This window comes from Formosa sejongensis (assembly GCF_033447105.1).
Classification (GTDB): Bacteria; Bacteroidota; Bacteroidia; order Flavobacteriales; family Flavobacteriaceae; genus Formosa.
Map to the genome: position 1 here is coordinate 36,345 of NZ_JAWQUN010000020.1, position 21,637 is coordinate 57,981.

The 21,637-nt window shown below is 33.7% G+C and carries 12 protein-coding genes; 4 read left to right on the top strand and 8 right to left on the bottom strand.

Going from position 1 to position 21,637, the window contains the following annotated elements:
- Positions 1-4: 4 nt before the first annotated feature.
- From R6X41_RS15540 to R6X41_RS15570, 7 genes are all read right to left on the bottom strand, one after another.
- Positions 5-2,341, bottom strand: a complete 2,337-nt coding sequence (locus R6X41_RS15540) for a multicopper oxidase domain-containing protein (protein ID WP_318501266.1) — start codon at positions 2,339-2,341, stop codon at positions 5-7.
- 28 nt (positions 2,342-2,369) lie between these two features.
- Positions 2,370-3,605, bottom strand: coding sequence for a TolC family protein (locus R6X41_RS15545; RefSeq protein WP_318501267.1), 1,236 nt, complete (start codon positions 3,603-3,605; stop codon positions 2,370-2,372).
- A gap of 15 nt (positions 3,606-3,620) precedes the next feature.
- On the bottom strand, positions 3,621-7,571 hold the full coding sequence (locus R6X41_RS15550; RefSeq protein WP_318501268.1) for an efflux RND transporter permease subunit: 3,951 nt from the start codon (positions 7,569-7,571) through the stop codon (positions 3,621-3,623).
- 117 nt (positions 7,572-7,688) lie between these two features.
- On the bottom strand, positions 7,689-8,102 hold the full coding sequence (locus tag R6X41_RS15555; protein WP_318501269.1) for an HYC_CC_PP family protein: 414 nt from the start codon (positions 8,100-8,102) through the stop codon (positions 7,689-7,691).
- A gap of 722 nt (positions 8,103-8,824) precedes the next feature.
- On the bottom strand, positions 8,825-9,952 hold the full coding sequence (locus tag R6X41_RS15560; RefSeq protein WP_318501270.1) for a helix-turn-helix domain-containing protein: 1,128 nt from the start codon (positions 9,950-9,952) through the stop codon (positions 8,825-8,827).
- A gap of 257 nt (positions 9,953-10,209) precedes the next feature.
- The gene (locus tag R6X41_RS15565) at positions 10,210-11,340 is read right to left on the bottom strand and encodes a helix-turn-helix domain-containing protein (RefSeq protein WP_318501271.1); all 1,131 of its coding nucleotides are present in this window, start codon (positions 11,338-11,340) and stop codon (positions 10,210-10,212) included.
- 525 nt (positions 11,341-11,865) lie between these two features.
- Complete coding sequence (locus R6X41_RS15570; RefSeq protein ID WP_318501272.1) at positions 11,866-12,993, bottom strand: helix-turn-helix domain-containing protein; 1,128 nt, start codon at positions 12,991-12,993, stop codon at positions 11,866-11,868.
- A 283-nt stretch (positions 12,994-13,276) separates the two neighbouring features.
- Between R6X41_RS15570 and R6X41_RS15575 the strand changes: the two genes are divergently transcribed.
- The 3 genes from R6X41_RS15575 (at position 13,277) to R6X41_RS15585 (ending at position 16,871) form a co-directional block, all read left to right on the top strand.
- On the top strand, positions 13,277-14,983 hold the full coding sequence (locus tag R6X41_RS15575; RefSeq protein ID WP_318501273.1) for an arylsulfatase: 1,707 nt from the start codon (positions 13,277-13,279) through the stop codon (positions 14,981-14,983).
- A gap of 85 nt (positions 14,984-15,068) precedes the next feature.
- On the top strand, positions 15,069-16,127 hold the full coding sequence (locus R6X41_RS15580) for an HAD family hydrolase (RefSeq protein WP_318501274.1): 1,059 nt from the start codon (positions 15,069-15,071) through the stop codon (positions 16,125-16,127).
- 135 nt (positions 16,128-16,262) lie between these two features.
- Positions 16,263-16,871: a tetratricopeptide repeat protein gene (locus R6X41_RS15585; protein ID WP_318501275.1), complete on the top strand. Its 609-nt coding sequence runs from the start codon at positions 16,263-16,265 to the stop codon at positions 16,869-16,871.
- Positions 16,872-17,605: 734 nt separating this feature from the next.
- Here R6X41_RS15585 and R6X41_RS15590 read toward each other — a convergent pair.
- Positions 17,606-19,144 (bottom strand): arylsulfatase, encoded by a 1,539-nt coding sequence (locus R6X41_RS15590; protein WP_318501276.1) that lies wholly within the window; start codon positions 19,142-19,144, stop codon positions 17,606-17,608.
- 1,251 nt (positions 19,145-20,395) lie between these two features.
- On the opposite strand from R6X41_RS15590, the gene R6X41_RS15595 reads away from it, so the two are divergent.
- On the top strand, positions 20,396-21,634 hold the full coding sequence (locus R6X41_RS15595; protein WP_318501277.1) for an aromatic amino acid transporter: 1,239 nt from the start codon (positions 20,396-20,398) through the stop codon (positions 21,632-21,634).
- Positions 21,635-21,637: the final 3 nt, after the last annotated feature.

Consider the following 21,637-nt stretch of genomic DNA (forward strand, 5'->3'; position numbering starts at 1 on the left):
TAGATTAAAATCTTGCAGATAGCCCACCTCCTGCTCCAAAGCGATTGTCGTAGCTTGCTATCAATGAAAAGTTTCGTGATAAAAGATATTCTACACCTGCATTCCAAACAATTTCCTTTGCAAAACTATCTCCTGCTGGAAGGTTATCTACCCATCCAAAATCTGCTTGATATTCATAACTACCGAAAATGGCAGTTCTCGGAAAAATAAATATTTCACGACTTACACTTATTTGAGGCCTTAAATAGCTATCAATACTTACATCTAGATTAAAGAGAAAAGGAGTTAAATAATTTACACCAACAATGGCTGTGGTTGATAGATTATCCATACTATCCGCTATTTCATTTTCTACGTTTACTCCCCCAAAAACACTAAAATAATCGTTCAGATAGCGCTGGTAAGTAACTTCTGCTTCAAGATTTTTATTCCATCCATATTCTGCAGACACATTAAATTGATTACGAATGTTTGATGATGTAAAATTTAATCCAATCATATTTGTTGCTAAATTCGCATCTGCCCAAGTATAATATTCATTCGTTTCATCAATAATTTTAGAAACTGGAAATTTATCCATCCTTGGATCTCTTGGCGTGTCATAAGACATGACTCTAGCCATACCAGACATCATATGATACAAAATATGACAATGAAAAAACCAGTCGCCACTTTCGTCACCATTATTTCCATAAAATTCTATGGTAACTTTTTCCATTGGAGGTACATTAACGGTATGTTTAAGGGGTGAATACGCTCCGTTTTCATTAATAACTCTAAAAAAATGACCATGTAAATGCATCGGATGGTGCATCATTGTCAGGTTATTAAAAGTGATTCGGGTTACTTCTGTACTTTTTATCTTAATATTATCGGTTTCTGAAATCGGCACACCATTCATACTCCATATATAACGGTTCATATTTCCGGTAAGGTTTAACAATATTTCCTTTACAGGAATACTTTTGTTAAAAGCCGTTTTTTCTGGCGATTTCAAATAATTATAATTATACTCTGAAAACATGTCCATGCCATCCATGCCTTTCTTATCGGAAGTCTGCTCTGAATCTTTGGCCATATCCATTCTGGAATGATCCATCTTTTCATTCATCATGGAATCTTTAGGCATATCCATCCCATTAGAGTTGGGATGATTCATTTGCATGGTGTCTTTCGATTTATCCATTTTCATGCCTTTCATATTCTCCATTTGCATTCCGTACTCCTTCTCCATTTTAAAACGATCATCTTTTCCTGGATTAAATTTTAAGGCAGGTGCTCCCATTTTCATATCCATCTTTGCCATTTTTTTCATCATTCCAATCTTATCTGGTTTTGGAATATCCATAGCAGGTAATACCTCACCATTTCCAATAAAAGCAGATGCACTTCCTGAACCATCCTGTGCTGTGATTTTAAATTCTAATTTTCCTGTTTCTGGAATGGTTACTATAAAATCGTAAGTCTCTGCTATCGCTATAAAAGTTTTATTCTTATTAACAGGAACAACATCAAGACCGTCAGCAGAAACCAACAGTGGATCTCCACCTCCAAAAGTCATCCAAAATGACGTTGAGGCGCCACCATCTATAATTCTTAATCGGACTTTCTCTCCTGGTTTAAATTCTGGATATTCAATGCTTTCTTCCCCATTAATTAGAAATGCCGGATAATAGACATCTGCGATATCTACACCATCCATGCGTTGACGCCAAAAATTGAATTGTGCACCAAGGGCTCCTTGTGCGATTACCTGATTTAAAGGTGTTGCTGTACCTTTCTTTATATTATACCAATCATTACCTCGCTTTAAATTACGCAGGACACTCATCGGTTTTTCATTTGTCCAATCAGATAGCATCAAGACTAAATCTGTATCGTAATCCAAGTTTTCTGTTCTCGGATGAATTACAATGGAGCCAAAAACACCACTTTGTTCTTGCAACATCGTATGCGAATGATACCAATAGGTTCCTGATTGCCTTATAGGGAATTCGTATTTATATGTTTGTCCAGGCATTATTGGTGGTGTAGTTAAATAAGGTACGCCATCTTGAAAATTAGGCAACAATAATCCGTGCCAATGGACAGATGTTTCTACCGTCATCTCGTTTTTTACATAAATTACAGCGTAGTCTCCTTCTGTAAACTCTAAGGTAGGACCAGGAATTGTTCCGTTAACAGTCATTCCCATAACGTCTTTCCCTGCTTTATTAACCATTGTTTGACGTAAAGTAATGGTATGTTCTCTAACAGGTAAATTATCGACATTGCCTTCCGCAGATTGTGAAAAAATGGGTTGACTTACAATCAGAATTAATATTAATTTTAAATATTTCATTTTGAAAAGTTTTTTAAAAGTTGCTTTATTATTTTATTAAATAATTTATATTCGTGGTTTGTAAATAATAGTTTTTTGTCGATTCTATTTGCCCCATTTGAAACTTTAATTGTAGTTCTTGAATATCCAAAACATCATTGAAATCAATAGTTCCTGTTTCATAACTCTTAATGAGGATGTCTTCAGCATCTTTAGCTTGTTTAAAGTTTTTTTCTTGCGTATTGAATTTAATCCGTGACTGATTACGCTGAGAAATAGCTTTCGATAATTCAGAAGTAAGCACATTTAATCGCTCTTCTTTTTGAGACTGTATTTCCTGCTTTCGCAAGTCGTTTTGTTTAGTTTGAGATTTATACTTTTTATTAAAAACAGGTATAGATACCGAAAGCATTGGCATTAGCATATCTTTATAAGAACTGGTTATCATTGGACTGTCTTCCTGATTAATATATGACAATCCAACTCCTACCATTGGACCACTTTCTTTTTGGTTTAACAATTCCGCCTGTTCAACAGATTGATAGAGTTTGTCATATTTAAGCAATTCTGGATTTACAGACAATGTATCGTAACTGTAAAAAGTATCGTCTTTTGGAATTTCCAGAGAAGAAACCACTGCTACTGCTTTATCATACTTTCTGTTCATTAAACTGTTCATGGCCGCCTGAATCCCTTTGTTTTGCTGAATTAAAACATCTTTATCTTGTATAAGTTCGTTTTGTCTAATTTGTAATCGCAAAACATCCACTGCAGATGCCTTCCCCACTTCCAAGGACGTAAGTGCTAGCTGCTCATAAGACTCTAAAAGCACTATATTTTCATCGAGCACTTCCTGCTTTGCCCTAATTTCATAGAGCAAATAATAAAATTGAGATACAGAAAGGACAAGCTTTCGCTTTGCAATGGTTATTTCGACATACTGGGCATCGGCCATAGAAGAAGCATAGTTTTCCCTTGCAGATATGGTTCCAAACCATGGTAACATTTGCATGACAGACACATTAAAACGTTCCATAGGCATTTCCATCTCTGGCGATATGGCCATAACACCAAAATTAAATTCGGTATTTGGTAGCGTATTTACTTCATTCACTTTTTCAGAAGCAATCTGGTACTGAAAATCAAATTTTTGGATCTCAGGATTATTCTCTAAAGCTTCATTTATGTAGGTTTCCAATTCTTGACTTTGAATATTTAGAGCAAAGAATAGAGAAACAAGAATCAAGACTACTTTCTGTACTATGATGTGATTATTTTTTTTCATGGTATATTTTTTAGTCTATTTTATAAGTTCTTTTTTCTCTAATCTCTTCAGTTTCATTTCTTCTCTCCAGCTATATAAAACAGGTACAATAAAATACGAGGTAATATCAATCACCATACCTCCGAAGATTGGAATTGCCATCGGAATCATAATATCGCTTCCTTTTCCAGTGGATGTTAAAACGGGTAACAAGGCTAAAATGGTAGTAACGGTTGTCATTAAACACGGACGGATACGTTTTTTAGCAGCCTCTAAAGCAGCTGCTCTAATACTCTTTTTATCCGCAGGTTTTTCACGATTAAAAGTTTGTGTAAGGTAGGTTGCCATTACTACGCCGTCGTCTGTTGCTATTCCGAATAAGGCAATAAAGCCAACCCAGACAGCCACACTTAAATTAATGGTTTTCATATTGAAAAGGTCTCGCATATTCTCGCCAAAGAGATTGAAATTAAAAAACCAATCTTGTCCGTATAACCAGATCATAATAAAACCACCAGCAAATGCCACTGCAATTCCCGTAAATACCATTAATGAAGTTGTTATAGATTTAAACTGAAAATAGAGGATTAAAAAGATGATAGCCAACGCTAATGGAACTACAACAGCCAAAGTTTTTTCTGCACGTAATTGATTTTCATACGTTCCGGTGAATTTGTAACTGATCCCTTTAGGAACAACTAATGCTCCAGAATCTATTTTTTGTTGAAATAAAGCTTGCGCATTTTCTACAACATCGACTTCTGCAAAACCGTCTATTTTATCAAACAACACATAACCTACTAAAAAGGTGTCTTCACTTTTTATCACTTGCGGACCTTGTTCATATCTAATAGTCGCTAGTTCGCTTAAAGGCACAGGACTGCCTTTTTCCACAGGAATATAAATATCTTTGATGTCTTCTGGATTGCCACGTAATTCTCTTGGATAACGCACACGAACTCCGTAACGCTCGCGTCCTTCCACAGTTTGGGTTAATTCTATACCACCAATAGCAACTTTTAGCACACTTTGTACATCTACTATAGAAATACCATATCGTGCTATTTTTTCTCGGTCAATATCAATAAGTAAATACGGTTTACCCACAATTCTATCGGCGAAAACAGCTTCTATTTTAACACCTTCAGCTTGTTTTAAAAGACTTTCTAATTCGAGTCCGAAAGCTTCAATTTGTTTTAAATCTTGCCCTTTTACTTTAATACCCATAGGTGCTCTCATCCCTGTTTGTAGCATGACCAATCGGGTTTCTATAGGTTGTAATTTAGGAGCAGATGTTACGCCTGGTAACTTGGTAACTTTTATTATTTCTTTCCAAATATCATCTGGATTGTTAATTTCTGGTCGCCAGTTTCGGTAGAATTCTCCATCTTCATCTTCTATTAGCTGGGAATTTAAAACTGTGGTTGTCACTTCGAGTGATTCTGATTTTTCTTCAGAATTGTATCGAGAAGTATAGGGCCTCGATACATCACTCGTACCTCGTGATACTCGACCTGACATTCTATTTAGTCTTTCACTACCATCAGTCGCCAATTGTCCATTTTTCAATGCAAACAAGCCATCATCATTTACTTTATAACGTTGTCTTTTGCCTTCGGAATTGCGCATGTACTCCGATTTATACTGAATCATGTTTTCGTACATCGATAAAGGTGCAGGATCTAAAGCAGATTCTGTTCTACCTGCTTTTCCAACCACAGTTTCAATTTCTGGAATGGTCGCAACTGCCATGTCTAATTGCTGTAACACACGTTTATTTTCTTCTACACCAGCATGTGGTAACGATGTTGGCATGAGTAGAAAAGAACCTTCATTTAAAGAAGGCATAAATTCTTTTCCCGTGTTGTTCATAATCCATACTCCTGAAATAAGCACGGCTATTGGAATCATTAAAAACAACATCTTATTCGCTAAAGCCCATTTCAAAATTTGACCGTAATATTTTCTAAAAACAGAAAACAGTCCTAAGATTCCGAAACAGATAATAGAAACAAAAACTAAGTTGATTATAATACTACGATTAAAACCTAAAGGTCTCCAATATTCAGCTAGCAGAAATACAATTGCTAACGATGAAATAATAATGTTTCCAAGGTTTTTTGAAAGTGAAAAATGAAATGTGAAAAGTGAAAAGTTTATTTCGGATTTATAAAAATACAAACTCAATAATGCTAACATTCCGAAAGCAATTAAAATAATCCCCAACCAATTACCACTTATAATAATTACCATTCCAGCAAGGATTAAAGCAGCATTTATAAGGTATCTAAACGGGTTTTTAAGCGTCGTTTTACGGAATAAAAAAGCTGCTAAAGGCGGAATTATAAACAATGCAATGACTAAAGATGCCGATAACGCCATTGTTTTAGTAAACGCTAAAGGTCTAAACAATTTACCTTCGGCACCAATCATTGTAAAAACTGGCACAAAACTGATAATAGTTGTTAAAACCGCTGTTAAAATAGCTCCGGAAACTTCCGCTGTAGCGTTATAAATTATTTCGTTTATTGAACGTTTATCATTCTGAACTGCGTTAAGACTTTGTTGATGAGATTTCTCGTCGCTCGTGCCATGCTCTGTCGGAATGACATTTTCATTATTAACTATTAACTTTTCACGCTTCGCTTGATCCTCATCGAGATGACGAATCATATTTTCGGCAAGTATGACACCAACATCTACCATGGTTCCAATGGCAATTGCTATACCAGATAGCGCCACGATATTAGCATCGACATTAAACAGCTTCATGGCTACAAATACCATTAAAATAGCAACAGGCAATAACCCAGAAATTAAAAGGGAAGCTCTTAAATTAAAGACCATTACAATAATTACTAAAATGGTAATTAATATTTCTAAAGTCAATGCTTCGCTAAGGGTGTCTAGGGTTTCTACAATAAGTTCTGAACGATCGTAAAAAGGAACGACGGTTAATTGAGAAATGCGTCCATCTGCTAATACTTTAGTTGGTAAACCGCCTTTTAGTTCGGCTATTTTTTCTTTTACGTTGGTAATTACTTCCATAGGGTTTGCACCATATCTAGCAACTACAACACCACCAACAACTTCGGCACCTTCTTTATCTAATAAACCACGTCGTGCAGCAGGCCCTAAAGAGACTTTACCAATGTCTTTAATTTTAATAGCCGTAAAATCTTTAGAAGTTACAACTGCGTTTTCAATATCTACAACCGATTTAATATACCCTAAACCACGCACTAAATATTCTGCTTGGTTAATTTCTAAGGTCTGTGCACCAATATCTTGATTGCTACTTTTAACCGCTTTTACAACTTGGTTTAAACTAATATTGTATTGACGCATTAATTCGGGATTCACATCTACTTGATATTCCTGAACATAACCTCCAATAGATGCAACTTCAGACACGCCACTTGCAGAAGACAATGCATACTTTACATAATAATCTTGTATGCTTCGTAATTCTTGTAAATCCCAGCCACCAGTAACATTTCCGTTTTCATCACGACCTTCTAAAGTGTACCAGTATATCTGGCCCAACCCAGTAGCATCAGGACCCAAAGCAGGATTTACACCCTCTGGCAATAAATTACTTGGTAGCGAATTTAGTTTTTCTAAAATCCGACTTCTACTCCAGTAAAACTCAATGTCTTCTTCAAAAATGATATAGATACTTGAGAATCCAAACATAGAAGAACTACGAATGGTTTTTACTCCTGGAATTCCGAGTAAAGACGTGGTTAAAGGATAGGTAATTTGGTCTTCAATATCTTGTGGAGAACGACCATCCCACTTTGTGAATATAATTTGTTGGTTCTCCCCAATATCAGGAATGGCATCTACAGCCACAGGATTACTCGGTAAAAAACCAGTATCCCAATTAAAAGGAGCATTAACAATACCCCAACCTACAAAAAGAACGAGAAATAAAACGGCTACGAGTTTATTCTCTATTACGAATTTGATGCTTCTATTTAGCATTAATCTTGATTATTAAACAGTTAGACGATAGCGATTTTCCATATAGGAAAACACCGAATACAGCGAAATTATCCTAATGAAATTAATCACTGGATAAAACAGTCTATTGTTTAAAAATCAAATTAAATAAGTCTCGTCAAGTTTGAAGATTTCTTTTATGACGAGAGGTGTATTATATTCCTCATAAGAAGATACATTATTCTCTAACCCCTCAAAAAGATTAAGGTAAGTATAAACAAGGGAAGCTATAAAAACTTGTTGTTGAAATGAAATATTGTCAAATGATATTTGTAATTCATCTTGACCATTAACAACTAATTGCTCTTCGTTACAGCAATTTTTTTTACTAATTTCACAACCTTTAGTTGAAGGTTGTTCCATTTCCATTCCGCACCCCTTTACTTTATGAAACAAGGCTGTATCTACCAAAGTGTCGCCACAAAAATGCATACTCATAGTAAACGACATTGTAGAGAACAACACTACAATAGCCATTACTAAAGACATTAATTTATGGGATACTTGTTTCATAGGAATTACAATATTACGAAATTATTTTGAGTTTAACAATTATATAGGCTTTGACAAACTATAATTACTTAAATGTAAGATTTTTGATTTTAGATTAAACACTAATACATACAATCCAAACGAAAGATAAAATCTCTGAATAAAAAGAGTATGCGACTGGCTTTATCCGTAGTCTCTAAAAGCAAAGTATTTTACGAGTTTAACTTACAACTCTATTACAAATGTAACCTCTACATCTATTTTACTTGGATAGTACTTAACCAACATTTCTCTCACTTAAAATGCCGTTTGTTATTTTATAATCTAAGCATGGATTTTATCTACACATATACTATTGTCATTTAATTAAAAATTACTTTCCTAAATCATGTGCACTCATTTTAAGACACCCAAATTCATACACACACAAATATACAGTTCCCTCTTATTTTTTTCAATAGTGAATAAACAAACTAGGATTGAAACCGTTTTTATTTAAAACAGACCCTTCCAAAACAACGATACAGTCATTTTACGATAATTAAATACCTAATAGTTTTTTTAAGTTTTGTTGTTTCCATAGACTTGTTTTAGTTTAAATAAATTTTAAGACAAGACAGAAGCTGTATAAATGGAATTAGATAATTGCTTGTTAATACGACTACAGAAAGACTCTTTTATAGGGTTTTAAAAAATCGGGTGAAATTGTTTTTTAGCAATTTATTTTTCAACTGGAAAATAATCTACACCTTTTCTACTGACGTTATAAATTGTTTAGGTGTTAAACCCGTATTTTTTTTAAAAGCGGTGTAAAAAGGTGATTTCGAATTAAATCCAGATTTATGGGCAATGGCTTCTATAGTTAGTTTATTGTAGTTCTCACTCGCTAACAATAGTTTTGCCTCTTCAATACGAAAGGAATTAATAGCGTCGTTAAAATTCATACCTGTTTTTTCATTTATCACTTGTGATAAGCGTTGGGGATTCGTATTTAATTTGTCCGCAATTTCACTAATCGTGAGTTTAGGGTTCAGATAAGGTTTACTACTATCATCTATAAATTGAACCCACTTTTCTAGAATTAATTCTTTATTTACATCTGTAAGTTTTGAATTGCTGTATTTCTCAATAATAGGTTTCTCAATAAATTTAGCACCATACAATAATCGTGGAAAGAAGAACAAGGCCGTTGAAATTGATAAAAGTAGCAGAGCAGTTAAATTCATTGCAAATTTGTATGGATCATTTAATGTTTGAAAATGGTTAAGAAGGTCAAGTCCTACTAATGAAAAACAAAAAATTTGAATGCCTAAAAAAACACTTAACCAACTAAGTAATGATAAGTTAGGGTTTTTATCAACTTTGTTTACACCTATAAATTTGTAAAATAAGTAGCATTGGGCAATCAAATAACCCCAACCACTAATAGCCTTCAATAAATATTGATGCTTCATAATCATAGATCCTTGCGCAATAAAATCATTATAATAATTCAATTTAGCAGTAGTACTAGACATATACAAAGGCATGAATTCGTATATATTGAACATAAAAGGTAGTAACATTAAGAGGTAAATATATCGGAACCTAAAATTTTGTTTTAATGTAGTATAAACATAAAAGAAAGCAGCTGGGCCAATTAAATAATGTATGGGACTATCAACTCTTAATAAATACGGAAACATCATAATTTTACCTGAATAATTCAATCCTCCAAGTATAACTTTCAATGTTAGGGTAAATATTAAAATCAGCAAACTTATCTGAATGGATTTTTTCCCTTTCATTTTAGTAAGAATAAGAACAATTAATAGGATACCTAGAAAACTACTAATAGCTCCAAATAATTCAGAAAGAGAAAATGTTAACATAATTTAGTTTTTAAACAGCGGCGAAAATAGTCCTACTTAATTCAGGTTATCTAAAATTAAAATATTTCATGAATTAATTTTCAGGACAATTTCAGGTTATTAAAAAAGTATTAAACTTAGAGGGTAAACTCTTCGCTATGGCTGGTAATATTGGGGGTAATATGTCTACTATTTTGCTAATGATACATGTTTTTATACGTTGAATAATCAGGAAAAATATTTTTATTTAGCAATTGATTTTTCAACAAAAAAATAACTTACACCTTTTCTATGGAAGTTATAAATTGTTTGGGTGTTAAACCCGTATTTTTTTTAAAAGCGGTGTAAAAAGGTGATTTCGAATTAAATCCAGATTTAAGAGCAATAGCTTCTATAGTTAGTTTATTATAGTTATCACTCGCTAACAATAGTTTTGCCTCTTTAATACGAAAGGAATTAATTGCGTCGTTAAAATTCATATCTGTTTTTTCATTTATCACTTGTGAAAGAAATTGTGGGTTCGTATTTAATTTGTTAGCAATTTCACTGATAGCAAGTTTGGGGTTCAGATAAGGTTTACTACTATCATCTATAAATTGAACCCATTTTTCTAGAATTAATTCTTTATTTTCATCTGTTAGTTTTGAATTGCTGTATTTCTCTATATTGGGTTTCTCAGTAAATATAGCACCATACAATAATTGTGGAAAGAAGAACAAGGCAACTGAAAGTGAAAAAAGCAGCAGAGAAGTCATATTCATTGCAAATTGGTACGGGTCAGTAAATGTTAGCAAATTGTTGAATTGGTCAAAAACAAGAACTAAACGACTGGAAATTTGTAGAACTAAAAAAATAGTAAACCATTCAATCAATGATAAGTTAGGTTTTTTATCAATCTTGTTTTTACCAATAAATTTGAAAAACAAGTAGCATTGGGCAATCAAATAACTCCACCCACTAATAGTTTTAATTAAATATTGTCGTTTCATAATCATAGATCCCTGCGTAGCAAAACCATTATAATAATTTAATTTAGTAGAAGCGCTGGAAAAATATAAAGGCATGAAATGGATTATATTGAGCACAAAAGGGAGTAGTACCAAGAGATGAATGTATCGAAATTTAAAATCACGTTTTAAACTAGTATATACATAAAAAAAGCCAGCTGGACCAAGTAAATAATGTATGGGGCTGTCAATTCTTAATAGGTGCGGAAACATCTCAATTTTTCCTGAATAATTCAAATCTCCAAGTATGATTATCAAAATCAAGGTAAGTATAAAAATTATTAAACTTATCTTAATAGAACTTTTCCCTTTCCTTTTGGTTAGGATAAGCACAATTAATAGCATGCCTAGAAAACTACTAATAGCTCCAAATAATTCAAAAAGAGAAAATGTCAACATCATTTAATTTTTTAACAGCGGCGAAAATAGTCATACTTAATTCGAATTACCTACAAACCAAAAATTTAATTGTTTCCTGAATTAATTTTCAGGATAGTTTTACCCTTAAAATAAAGTATTAATTTATTTATTTGCAGTAAGTTAGTAGAATTTTTTGTTTTACAATAAAATACAGCCCAAATTTACGTTAACATCTCTTTAACACAAAAAAAAACATATTTTTTATGCCTCGCAATGAATTGAAACATGAAAAAAGTAGACTTTTAAGTTCAATTGCATTAGGTATTATCTCTTTAGTATCTAGCAGGAATTCTCAAGAATCAGATCTAAAAGGCTAACCGGAGTAATGCTGTTTTGGTTAAATATTTACAAAAATATATTGCAGATATCAGTATCATTCCGCTGTATTTAACGGGTATTTAGATGTGCTACTTTAGGAAAAAAACATATCTATAACTAACATTATATCTGTTGAACAACTCGTAAAACAGCATTATGTCTAAATTTGTTTTTCGACAAGAAAGCAACTTACTTCTTTTCTATTGAAGTTATAAACTGTTTAGGTGTTAAACCTGTATATTTTTTAAAAGCGGTATAAAAAGGTGATTTCGAATTAAATCCAGATTTATGAGCAATAGCTTCTATAGTTAGTTTACTGTAGTTGTCACTGGCTAACAATCGTTTAGCCTCTTCAACACGCAAGGAATTAATTGCGTCATTAAAATTCATATCTATTTTTTCATTTATCACTTGTGATAAACGTTGCGGATTCGTATTTAATTTATTCGCAATTCCACTAATAGTAAGTTTAGGATTCAGATAAGGTTTACTACTATCATCAATAAACTGAACCCATTTTGCGAGAATCAATTCTTTATTTTCATTTGTCAGTTTTGAATTGCTGTATTTCTCAATATTAGGTTTCTCAATAAATTTAGCGCCATACAATAATTGCGGAAAGAAAAACAAAGCCGTTGTAATTGAACAAAGCAGCAGAGCAATCATATTCATTATAAACTTGTATGAATTAGTAAATGTTTGAAAACCTGTAATTAATTCAAGTCCAATAATTGAAAAACAAAAAAATTGGACACCTAAATAAACACTTAACCACTTAATTAATAATAAATTACGCGTTTTATCAATCTTGTTTTTATCAATAAATTTGTAAAAAAAGTAGCCTTGCGCAATCAAATAAATCCAGCCACTAATAGTTTTCAATAAATATTGTCGTTTCATAAGCATGGATCCCTGTGCAAAAAAATCATTATAATAATTCAGTTTAGTAGTAGCACTGGACAGGTATAAAGGCATGAATTCGATTATATTAAGAACAAAAGGGAATAGCATTAAGAGGTAAATATACCGAAAACGAAAACCTTGATTTAAAGTAGTGTAAATATAAAAGAAAGCAGCTGGGCCAAGTAAATAATGTATAGGACTGTCTATTCTTAATAAGTACGGAAACATCATAATTTTTCCTGAATAATTCAATCCTCCAAGGATAACTTTTAAAATTAAGATGACTATTAAAATGACCAAACTTATCTTAATAGAACTTCTCCCTTTCATTTTAGTAAGAATAAGAACAATTAATAGGATACCTAGAAAACTACTAATAGCTCCAAATAATTCAGAAAGACAAAAGGTTAACATAATGTGGTTTTTTTAAAAAGCTACCAAGTAGCTCAACACGCACTAAATTACATATATTTTTTAGAATTAAACCTTTTCCTAAATTAACATTCAGGATAGTTTTGGCGAGTAAAAAAACAGCAACGAATCCCTTAATTTATATTTTTGTTAAAAATTAGTTAAAGCTATTTACCGAACGTAGGATTACATTTTGTATACTTTTATTAATCTGAATTTCAGTGACGTATCTAGTTTTTTCTAAAAAAATATTAATCTAATCTAAAATCACGAAAACCAACGAATTATGAAAAACACTAAGTTTTTAACTTTAATCGCATTAGGTATCTTCCTCTTATCGGCACCTAATATATATGCGCAAAAAAAAGCCAAGCAGCCTAATATTCTCTTTATTATGGGAGATGATATTGGTATTATGAATGTTGGTGCTTACCACCAAGGTCTAATGGTTGGTGAAACACCTAATATTGATCGTATTGCCAAGGAAGGTGCGAAATTCATGACTGCCTATGCTGAGCAAAGTTGTACTGCTGGACGAACTGCGTTTGCAACTGGTATGACTCCGTTGCGTGCAGGTATGATTATGCCACAGTTACCTGGATCTACCACTTCTTTATTACCAGGAACTCCGCATATTGCAAAATTTCTTCTAGATCTTGGCTATACCACGGGTGAATTTGGAAAGAACCACTTGGGTGATAAGCCTGGTTCATTACCAACTGCTCACGGTGTTCAGGAATTTTGGGGCTATCTGTATCACCTAGATGCGATGCAGGGTGTGAGTTTTCCAGACATCAACAGCACACCAACAGTTCAGTCTGTTTGTCTGCCATGTAAAAACCTACCTATCCCTGGCCTACAAGAGGTTCCTGGGGCCATTGATCCAAAAGATGGAGTATGTATGACTCCACCTCGACCTGTCCTATGGTTAAAATCATCAGACGGTACAGAGAAGAACCAAGTGGCTATCGATGAAGGTCCATTGACACTAGAACGCTCTAAGACTATTGACGAGGAGATTTCTGCTAAAGTTATTGACTTCCTAGATCGTAATGATCCTGACAAGACAAAAAAACCGTTCTTCGTCTGGTATAACCCGGCGCGTATGCACGTTACAACTGTATTATCTCCTAAATATGAGGCTATGTTGGGTGTAAAAGGTGGAAAAGATTGGGGTCCTAACGAAGTTGGGATGAAGCAAATGGATGACAACATCGGTTTGGTGTTCAAGAAGCTAGAGGATATGGGCGAGATGGAGAACACCATTATCGTTTTCACTACTGATAACGGTGCTGAAGTTATTACTTATCCTGACGGAGGTGTTACGCCGTTCCGTGGTGGAAAGCTAACAACTTGGGAAGGTGGTATGAGAGTTCCGTTGCTAATCCGTTGGCCAGGACACATCGAACCAGGTATTATCAAAGATCAGATCTTCTCGATGATGGATTTTGTACCTACTTTAGTTGATATCGCAGGTGGTGCTAAAGGAGACGACCTGAACAACCAAATTATGGCTGGAAAATACCCTGGTATCCTAAAAACCAAACTGAGCGGTGTGAATCAACGCGCTTACATAGAAGGTACAGGAGATTCTGCACGTGATTACTTTTTCTACTACAGTGGTACCCACCCATCAGCGGTGCGTTACAAAAACTGGAAAATGTACTACGCAATGGCACCTTCAACACCTTTAGGTGGACTTTTGGGAGTACAAAATTATCACTGGACACAGGTGAACAACATTAAGCGTGATCCATTCGAAGGTTCAATCATGAATGACAACACTTTGGTGGGTATTGGTGGTGTACTGGCTGCGCCTAGTACAGCTTACCTTTATGACTGGAATATGTTACCAATTGGACAGTTAATGTGGATGAAAGAGTTGGAGTCCTACAGGGAATTTCCTGCGCTACAAACTCCATCTAGTTACAATCTAGATCAGATTATTACGCAAATGAAGGAAACAAATTCCGGTAGCCACGCAGGCCACTAATTTAAAAAATATAACTGAGCGGACGCCTGAACAGGGCGTCCGTTTTTGTTTAAAAAAATATTCCAATTATTTTAAAACGAATTTTATGAAATACACAATTAAATCATTAGCCTTTCTAACCACGCTTTGCATTTTTTTGATCTCATGCAATGAAAAAACAGAAACAAAAGTTGAAAATACTATTACAGATATAGAAAATACTGTAAAATCTGATCCATTACCGTCTTGGAACGATGGAGATAACAAAACAGCTATTATTGAATTTGTTGAAGATGTAACTAATAAGGATGGAAGCCATTTTATTCCTGCAATTGACCGCATTGCCACCTTTGACAATGATGGAACTTTATGGTCAGAAAAACCGGCATATGTTCAATTGCTATTTGCTTTTGATAGAATTAAAACTTTAGCTCCTGAACATCCTGAATGGAAAACGACACAACCTTATAAAGCTGTTTTAGAAAATGATGAAAAAGCATTAATGGAATCTGGAGAGAAAGGATTGTTAGAAATAATAGCCGTAACACATGCAGGTATGTCTACAGCAGATTTTGAAACGATTGTAACCAATTGGATAGCCGCTGCAAAACAGCCAGACCCAAGGTTTAAAAACCGTCTTTTTACTGAAATGGTGTTTCAACCTATGCTTGAATTGATGGATTATTTACGTGCAAATAATTTTGATGTATTTATTGTTTCAGGTGGAGGCATAGAATTCATGCGCCCTATGACAGAGAAGGTTTATGGAGTTCCTACTCAAAATGTTGTTGGAAGTAGCATTCAAGTGTCTTATGAATACCGTGATGGTAAACCCGTTTTAATACGTTTACCTAAAGTGGCATTTATAGATGATAAAGATACAAAACCAACAGGAATCAATTCACATATTGGTAAAAAACCAATTCTTGCATTTGGAAACTCAACTGGTGATCAAGAAATGTTAGAATGGAGCCAAAGCGCAGGTATTAAAACGTTTCAAGGTTTGGTACATCATACTGATGCTGTGAGAGAATGGGCTTACGGTCCAGATTCTAAAATTGGAACTTTTTCAAACGACCTTATGACGAAAGCTAAAACTAGTGGATGGAACGTTATCGATATGAAAACAGATTGGAAGGTGATTTTTCCTCATGAACTGAAATAAGTTATTAAATAGCGCCTACCCTATTCTTAAAAGGAAGAATATAAACATCACATTTAAATAATAAATTTTAAAATAAACAGAAAAATGAAACCCTATAAACTTCGAATCCTTTTGCTCGGTGCATGCTTCCTTTTAATGATCGTATTTACAGAAAAGACCCATGCACAAACTAAAGGTATGGCACATTTCGAGGCTGGACTTAAGGCTTTAGACGCTAACAACATGCCACAAGCGTTTCAGGATTTTTTAGAGGCTGCTAAAGAGGGTCATGCTGATTCTCAATTCAATGTTGCGCTTATGTATGAGCAAGCAATTGGAGTTAGTAAAAATGAAAAGGAAGCGTTTTTTTGGTATGGAAAATCCGCCGCGCAAGGAAATACAGGTGCACAATTCAATCTTGGAGTACTCTTTGAAAATGGACGTGGTACTGCCATTGATTTCGCAAAAGCGAATGAATGGTACCGTAAGGCTTCGGTACAAGGAGATGGGCTTGCCGTAGGTAACTTGGGCATGTTATATGTTAGAGGTCAAGGAGTAAAAGAAAACAAGATAGCAGGTGTAGCGCTTCTACTTATGTCTGCTACTATTGATACGTCTCCCGAAAATAATGCACGAAATAATATTACTGCAACTCGTGGTTTAACTACTGCTATGGTTACTGAAGCCCAAGCACTTTCTGAAGAAATGGGTGAAGCCAATAACCCTTTGGTGCCGCTTGACGCCTATTTAAAAATATCAGAGTAATAGAATTAAAGGGAGTTAATCAATAGCGTACTAAACGATTTATCTCTTTTTTAAAAAAGATTGACCGGTGCTGACTTTATTGAATTACTTGCGCTGAGGGAGGTACTTTTTCTACATAAGTTGAATTTTGTTTTTCGGGTTGGCCTATCGAAAATTTATCGTAAAATTTGAAGAGAAAGTATCGCGAAATTTAAAGTTGTTTGAGCTAAACGTATGTTTCTATATTGTTGATTTTTAGTAGCGAGTTCTTTAAATTTAGATACTGAACGAAAAATTTAGATGAAAGTTCGTAAGCCTAGATTTTTTTGGCTTGGTTTATCCAGAGCGTAGTCGAAGGATCTTTTTATCAATGAAAAAAATGAACATATAATATTATTTAGGACACGATTAGTAGTTAATAATTAATTTTTTCTTTAAAGCAGCTCGATAACGGAGCTGCTTTTTTATTTTATAAACAATCTAATTTATAATTAAACAACTGTAAAATCTATTTGCATTCCATGCTGATTAATTAGCATAAATCTAGAAAAAACACCCTTGGATTTCCTGAATAAATCTATAGGTTATTCTACATAAAACCAATATGTAGGCAAGACAAAAAAAAACCGCAACATCTCTGTTGCGGTTTTTGCATTCTATTAAAGAATTGCATGTGCTAAAGTTTATAAACTAAAAAAGAAGTTTCTTAAACAGAGGCTTTTGCTTTTCTTAGCAAACACTATATCCTATACTTTTTAATCACTTCCTGCCGACATTAATGTATTCATGGTATCACCCAAGTTAAAACTTGCAGCTTTCATACGTGGAGGATATTCTTGAAATGTAGCAATAAAGTTACCTACATAATCTGCTGCTGGCAACAATAAAAAAACATGATCTAAATACCAATCCCAATACGTGTTTGATGTTACAGGTGCCATCTCATAAGGATCTCTACGTAAATTCAATAATAATGGTATTCTTGTAGTTACCATTGGTTTAGACCAAGTATCCAAAGTTCCTGGAGACGTTTGTTGCATAAATGTCACCTTCCAATCATTGAAACGAAGTGACATTAATTCACCATCATCAGAGAAATAAAACAATTCTTCACGAGGTCCTTTAGCTTCTTTTCCAGTTAAATAAGGTAAAAAGTTATACCCATCTAAATGTACTTTGTATGTTTTTCCATTAGCAGTATACCCTTTTAATAATTTTTCTTTAATCTTTGAGTCACCTGCAGCTGCAACATACGTAGGCATCCAATCTAAACCAGACATGATTTCATTAGAAATTGAACCTGCTTTAATTTTCCCAGGCCAACGCACCATAGCTGGAGTTCTCCAACCTCCTTCCCAGTTGGTGTTTTTTTCACCTCTAAAAGGATTTACACCTGCATCTGGCCATGTGTTTTTATGTGGTCCATTATCTGTACCATATTGAATAATTGTATTGTCTGCAATTCCTAGTTCATCTATAACTGCCAAAAATTTACCAATGTGCATATCATGTTCAACCATACCATCTCCATATTCATTTTGACCAGAAATATTAGTTAATTCAGGTTTTACATGGGTTCTAAAATGCATACGTGTTCCATTCCACCAAACAAAGAAAGGTTTCCCTGAAGCTACCGATTTTTTAATAAATACAATAGCAGCATCTGAAGATTCATCATCAATAGTCTCCATTCTTTTTTTAGTTAAAGCTCCAGTATCTTTAATGATACCATCAGCTGTGGAATGAATAACACCACGAGGGCCGTAATTTTTAGCGAAATTCGGATAATCAGCTGCATTTGGATAATCTCTTAATTCTGGTTCTTCTTCCGCATTTAAATGGTATAAGTTTCCGTAAAACTCATCAAAACCATGATTTGTTGGTAACATTTCGTCACGATCGCCTAAATGGTTTTTTCCAAATTGTCCAGTAACATACCCATGTGGTTTTAACAATTCGGCAATGGTTGGATCTTTCTCTGAAATACCTTCTTTAGCACCTGGCAACCCAACTTTACTAAGTCCTGTACGCAATACACTTTGCCCTAAAACAAACGTTGAGCGACCTGCAGTACAACTTTGCTCGGAATAATAATCTGTAAAAATCATTCCTTCTTTAGCAATGCGATCAATGTTTGGAGTTTGATAACCCACCAATCCCATTGTATAGGCACTAATATTAGACTGACCAATATCATCGCCCCAAAGCACCAAAATATTAGGCTTTTTTTGAGCATAGGTAGATGAGACCACAAAGCACAAGATTAATACATTTAAAAAGTTTTGTTTTTTCATATTTAAAATATTAATGGTTTAGTTAAGGTTAGATTGCTTTCATCAAAAAAGAATATTCATTAATAATTTTCGTTTGCGACACAAAAAAATCAGCTATACTACTGGTAATCAATGAAAATAAAATCACTTGAAATAAAAATTCTACATTCGACAAATAGCTTTAACTAATTTTTAACAAAAATATAAATTAAGGAATTCGTTGCTATTATTTACCAGCCAAAACTATCCTGAATGTTAATTTAGGAAAAGATTTAAATTAAGACTATAGGTAAGTTGGATTGTCTTGAGCTATTTGTCAGCATAAAAAACATAACTGTTTACTTTTTATTTTCTGAACTATTTGAAGTTAGTGTTTGTTTTAAAGTCTGCTATTAATTGTTATTATTCTTAAAAAAAAGGGATGTAGAAATCCCATTAAGATCAGTTTGATCTTTTTATTGATCATCTTGTCCTGTCCTAAATAAAAGCAACATGATTTTAGACATTATGCACATAAAATAAGAAATTAGGCCTTACAAAAAATATCATAGCCTTAAGAAAATAGGAGAAAATGTCTCAGAGAGGTTTGGAGTAGATTATGCTAGTATTCGTACTATTTCTCTTGAATCCCTTTTAAAAATCAGTGAAGCTCTTAAACGTATGACAGACTTTGAATTAATATTGCATCCAAATGATATGAAACGGAAAAAGGATTTATTTGATTATGGAGACTACTAAACTCGACGTATATATGCACAATTATTAAAAAGAAAAAAGTTAGATATTAGCACCACTAAAGAAAACCATAGTTAGGAAAATGCCATAGCTGAACATGTAAATGTGATATTAAAAGATGTGTTTTTTTTACAACACACCTTTACTTACATAGCACATGCTTAAAATTACACAACGAATTAATTTTACGATTATCTCGCAAACTTCAGAATATTACATCGTATATCTGTTTTTAGCATAAGGACTATATTAATTTGTAGCCATATTTCAGGACAAGACAAACTATAAGTAAGCAGGTATTTTACCTTTACAATGGTAGCGCAACAAAAACGAAATTAAATTATACAAGGAAATACCATTACATTTATCTCTACATTACAAAACACAGACCAAAGCATAACCATTCTCAGCCTAAAACAAATTTTAATTTGTAGCTATATTTCAGGGCAAGTCTCCTCTCAAAAGCTAAAAAAAAAGCCTATAATTTAGCCGAATAAGAATACCTTTGAAAAAAAAATATCACCCCAAATTCATTAAATGAATCTAACGAAAAACCAATCTGCCTTATCGGGAATAATGATAACAGCAGGAACGACAATAGGTGCTGGAATATTCTCACTACCAATAGTTTCGTCAGGAATGTGGTTTGTATTAAGTTTAGTTTGCTTATTATTTTTATGGTTTCTAAATTATTTATCAGCATTGTATATATTAGAAGCTAACCTTCTATTTACACCTGGAGCAAGCTTCGATACCATTTCCACCAAAATATTAGGTAAAAATTGGAGCATCCTAATCGGTTTGTCTATTGCATTTCTAATGTATATTCTGCTCTATGCTTATTTTAGTGCTTTTGGAAACATTGCTATAGAAAGTTTAGGTTGGGACATTTTTAAAACTACCCCATGGTTACAAGGCGTAATGAGTATAGCACTTGGTAGCCTATTAGCGTTTATCGTCTGGTTAAGTACAGCTATGGTTGGACGCATTTCTACAGTTTTAGTCTTTGGAATGATAATCTCATTTACCATTTCTATAGCTGGCTTTGCACTCCAGATTGAAACAACTAAGTTATTCGATACAACTGAAAACACATCTTCTTACCTACCCTATTTATGGGCAGCACTCCCCTATTTTATGACATCTTTTGGACTAGCCACAGTTGTTCCAAGTCTTTATAAATTCTATGGCAAGAATCCCGTAATAATAAAAAAGAGCCTACTCTGGGGCTCGTCAATCACCTTTTTTGTGTATGTATTATTCCTTTCTGTTGCATTCGGAAATATATCCCGTCAGGAGTTTATTGCTATTAACGAAGCCGGCGGAAATATAGGTCACTTAATACATGCATTTCAAAAGGACGAAAGTAGTCCCATAATTAGTTTTATATTAAACCTATTTTCAAACTTTGCAATTATTACCTCTTTCTTGGGAGTTGGGTTGGCGCTGTTCGATTATATCGCAGATAAATTTTCATTTCCAGACAACGTAAGAGGACGATTTAAGTCGGCGTGTATTACGTTTATACCTCCAGGAATTATAAGTTTCTTTTTTCCAAATGGATTTATTGCTGCTATAGGATTTGCAGGCTTAGTCGTTATTTTTGGTTTCTTTATCTCACCATTTTTTATAGTCAAAAAACTAAGACATTCTAAGGTTAAACCTGTCTATAAAGTTTGGGGAGGACATGGTCTTTTACTTTTTTTCATCATATCAAGTGTGCTCGTGGGTGCATGTCAAGTTCTAGCAATGTTAGATTATTTACCAAAATGGTAGTAG

Bases quoted from the DNA above. Each gene is read 5' to 3' on its own strand.
- R6X41_RS15560 (WP_318501270.1), bottom strand. From the start codon at position 9,952: ATGTTAACATTTTCTCTTTCTGAATTATTTGGAGCTATTAGTAGTTTT.
- R6X41_RS15570 (WP_318501272.1), bottom strand. From the start codon at position 12,993: ATGTTAACCTTTTGTCTTTCTGAATTATTTGGAGCTATTAGTAGTTTT.
- R6X41_RS15565 (WP_318501271.1), bottom strand. From the start codon at position 11,340: ATGATGTTGACATTTTCTCTTTTTGAATTATTTGGAGCTATTAGTAGT.
- R6X41_RS15580 (WP_318501274.1), top strand. From the start codon at position 15,069: ATGAAATACACAATTAAATCATTAGCCTTTCTAACCACGCTTTGCATT.
- R6X41_RS15595 (WP_318501277.1), top strand. From the start codon at position 20,396: ATGAATCTAACGAAAAACCAATCTGCCTTATCGGGAATAATGATAACA.
- R6X41_RS15555 (WP_318501269.1), bottom strand. From the start codon at position 8,102: ATGAAACAAGTATCCCATAAATTAATGTCTTTAGTAATGGCTATTGTA.
- R6X41_RS15550 (WP_318501268.1), bottom strand. From the start codon at position 7,571: ATGCTAAATAGAAGCATCAAATTCGTAATAGAGAATAAACTCGTAGCC.
- R6X41_RS15590 (WP_318501276.1), bottom strand. From the start codon at position 19,144: ATGAAAAAACAAAACTTTTTAAATGTATTAATCTTGTGCTTTGTGGTC.
- R6X41_RS15575 (WP_318501273.1), top strand. From the start codon at position 13,277: ATGAAAAACACTAAGTTTTTAACTTTAATCGCATTAGGTATCTTCCTC.
- R6X41_RS15585 (WP_318501275.1), top strand. From the start codon at position 16,263: ATGATCGTATTTACAGAAAAGACCCATGCACAAACTAAAGGTATGGCA.
- R6X41_RS15540 (WP_318501266.1), bottom strand. From the start codon at position 2,341: ATGAAATATTTAAAATTAATATTAATTCTGATTGTAAGTCAACCCATT.
- R6X41_RS15545 (WP_318501267.1), bottom strand. From the start codon at position 3,605: ATGAAAAAAAATAATCACATCATAGTACAGAAAGTAGTCTTGATTCTT.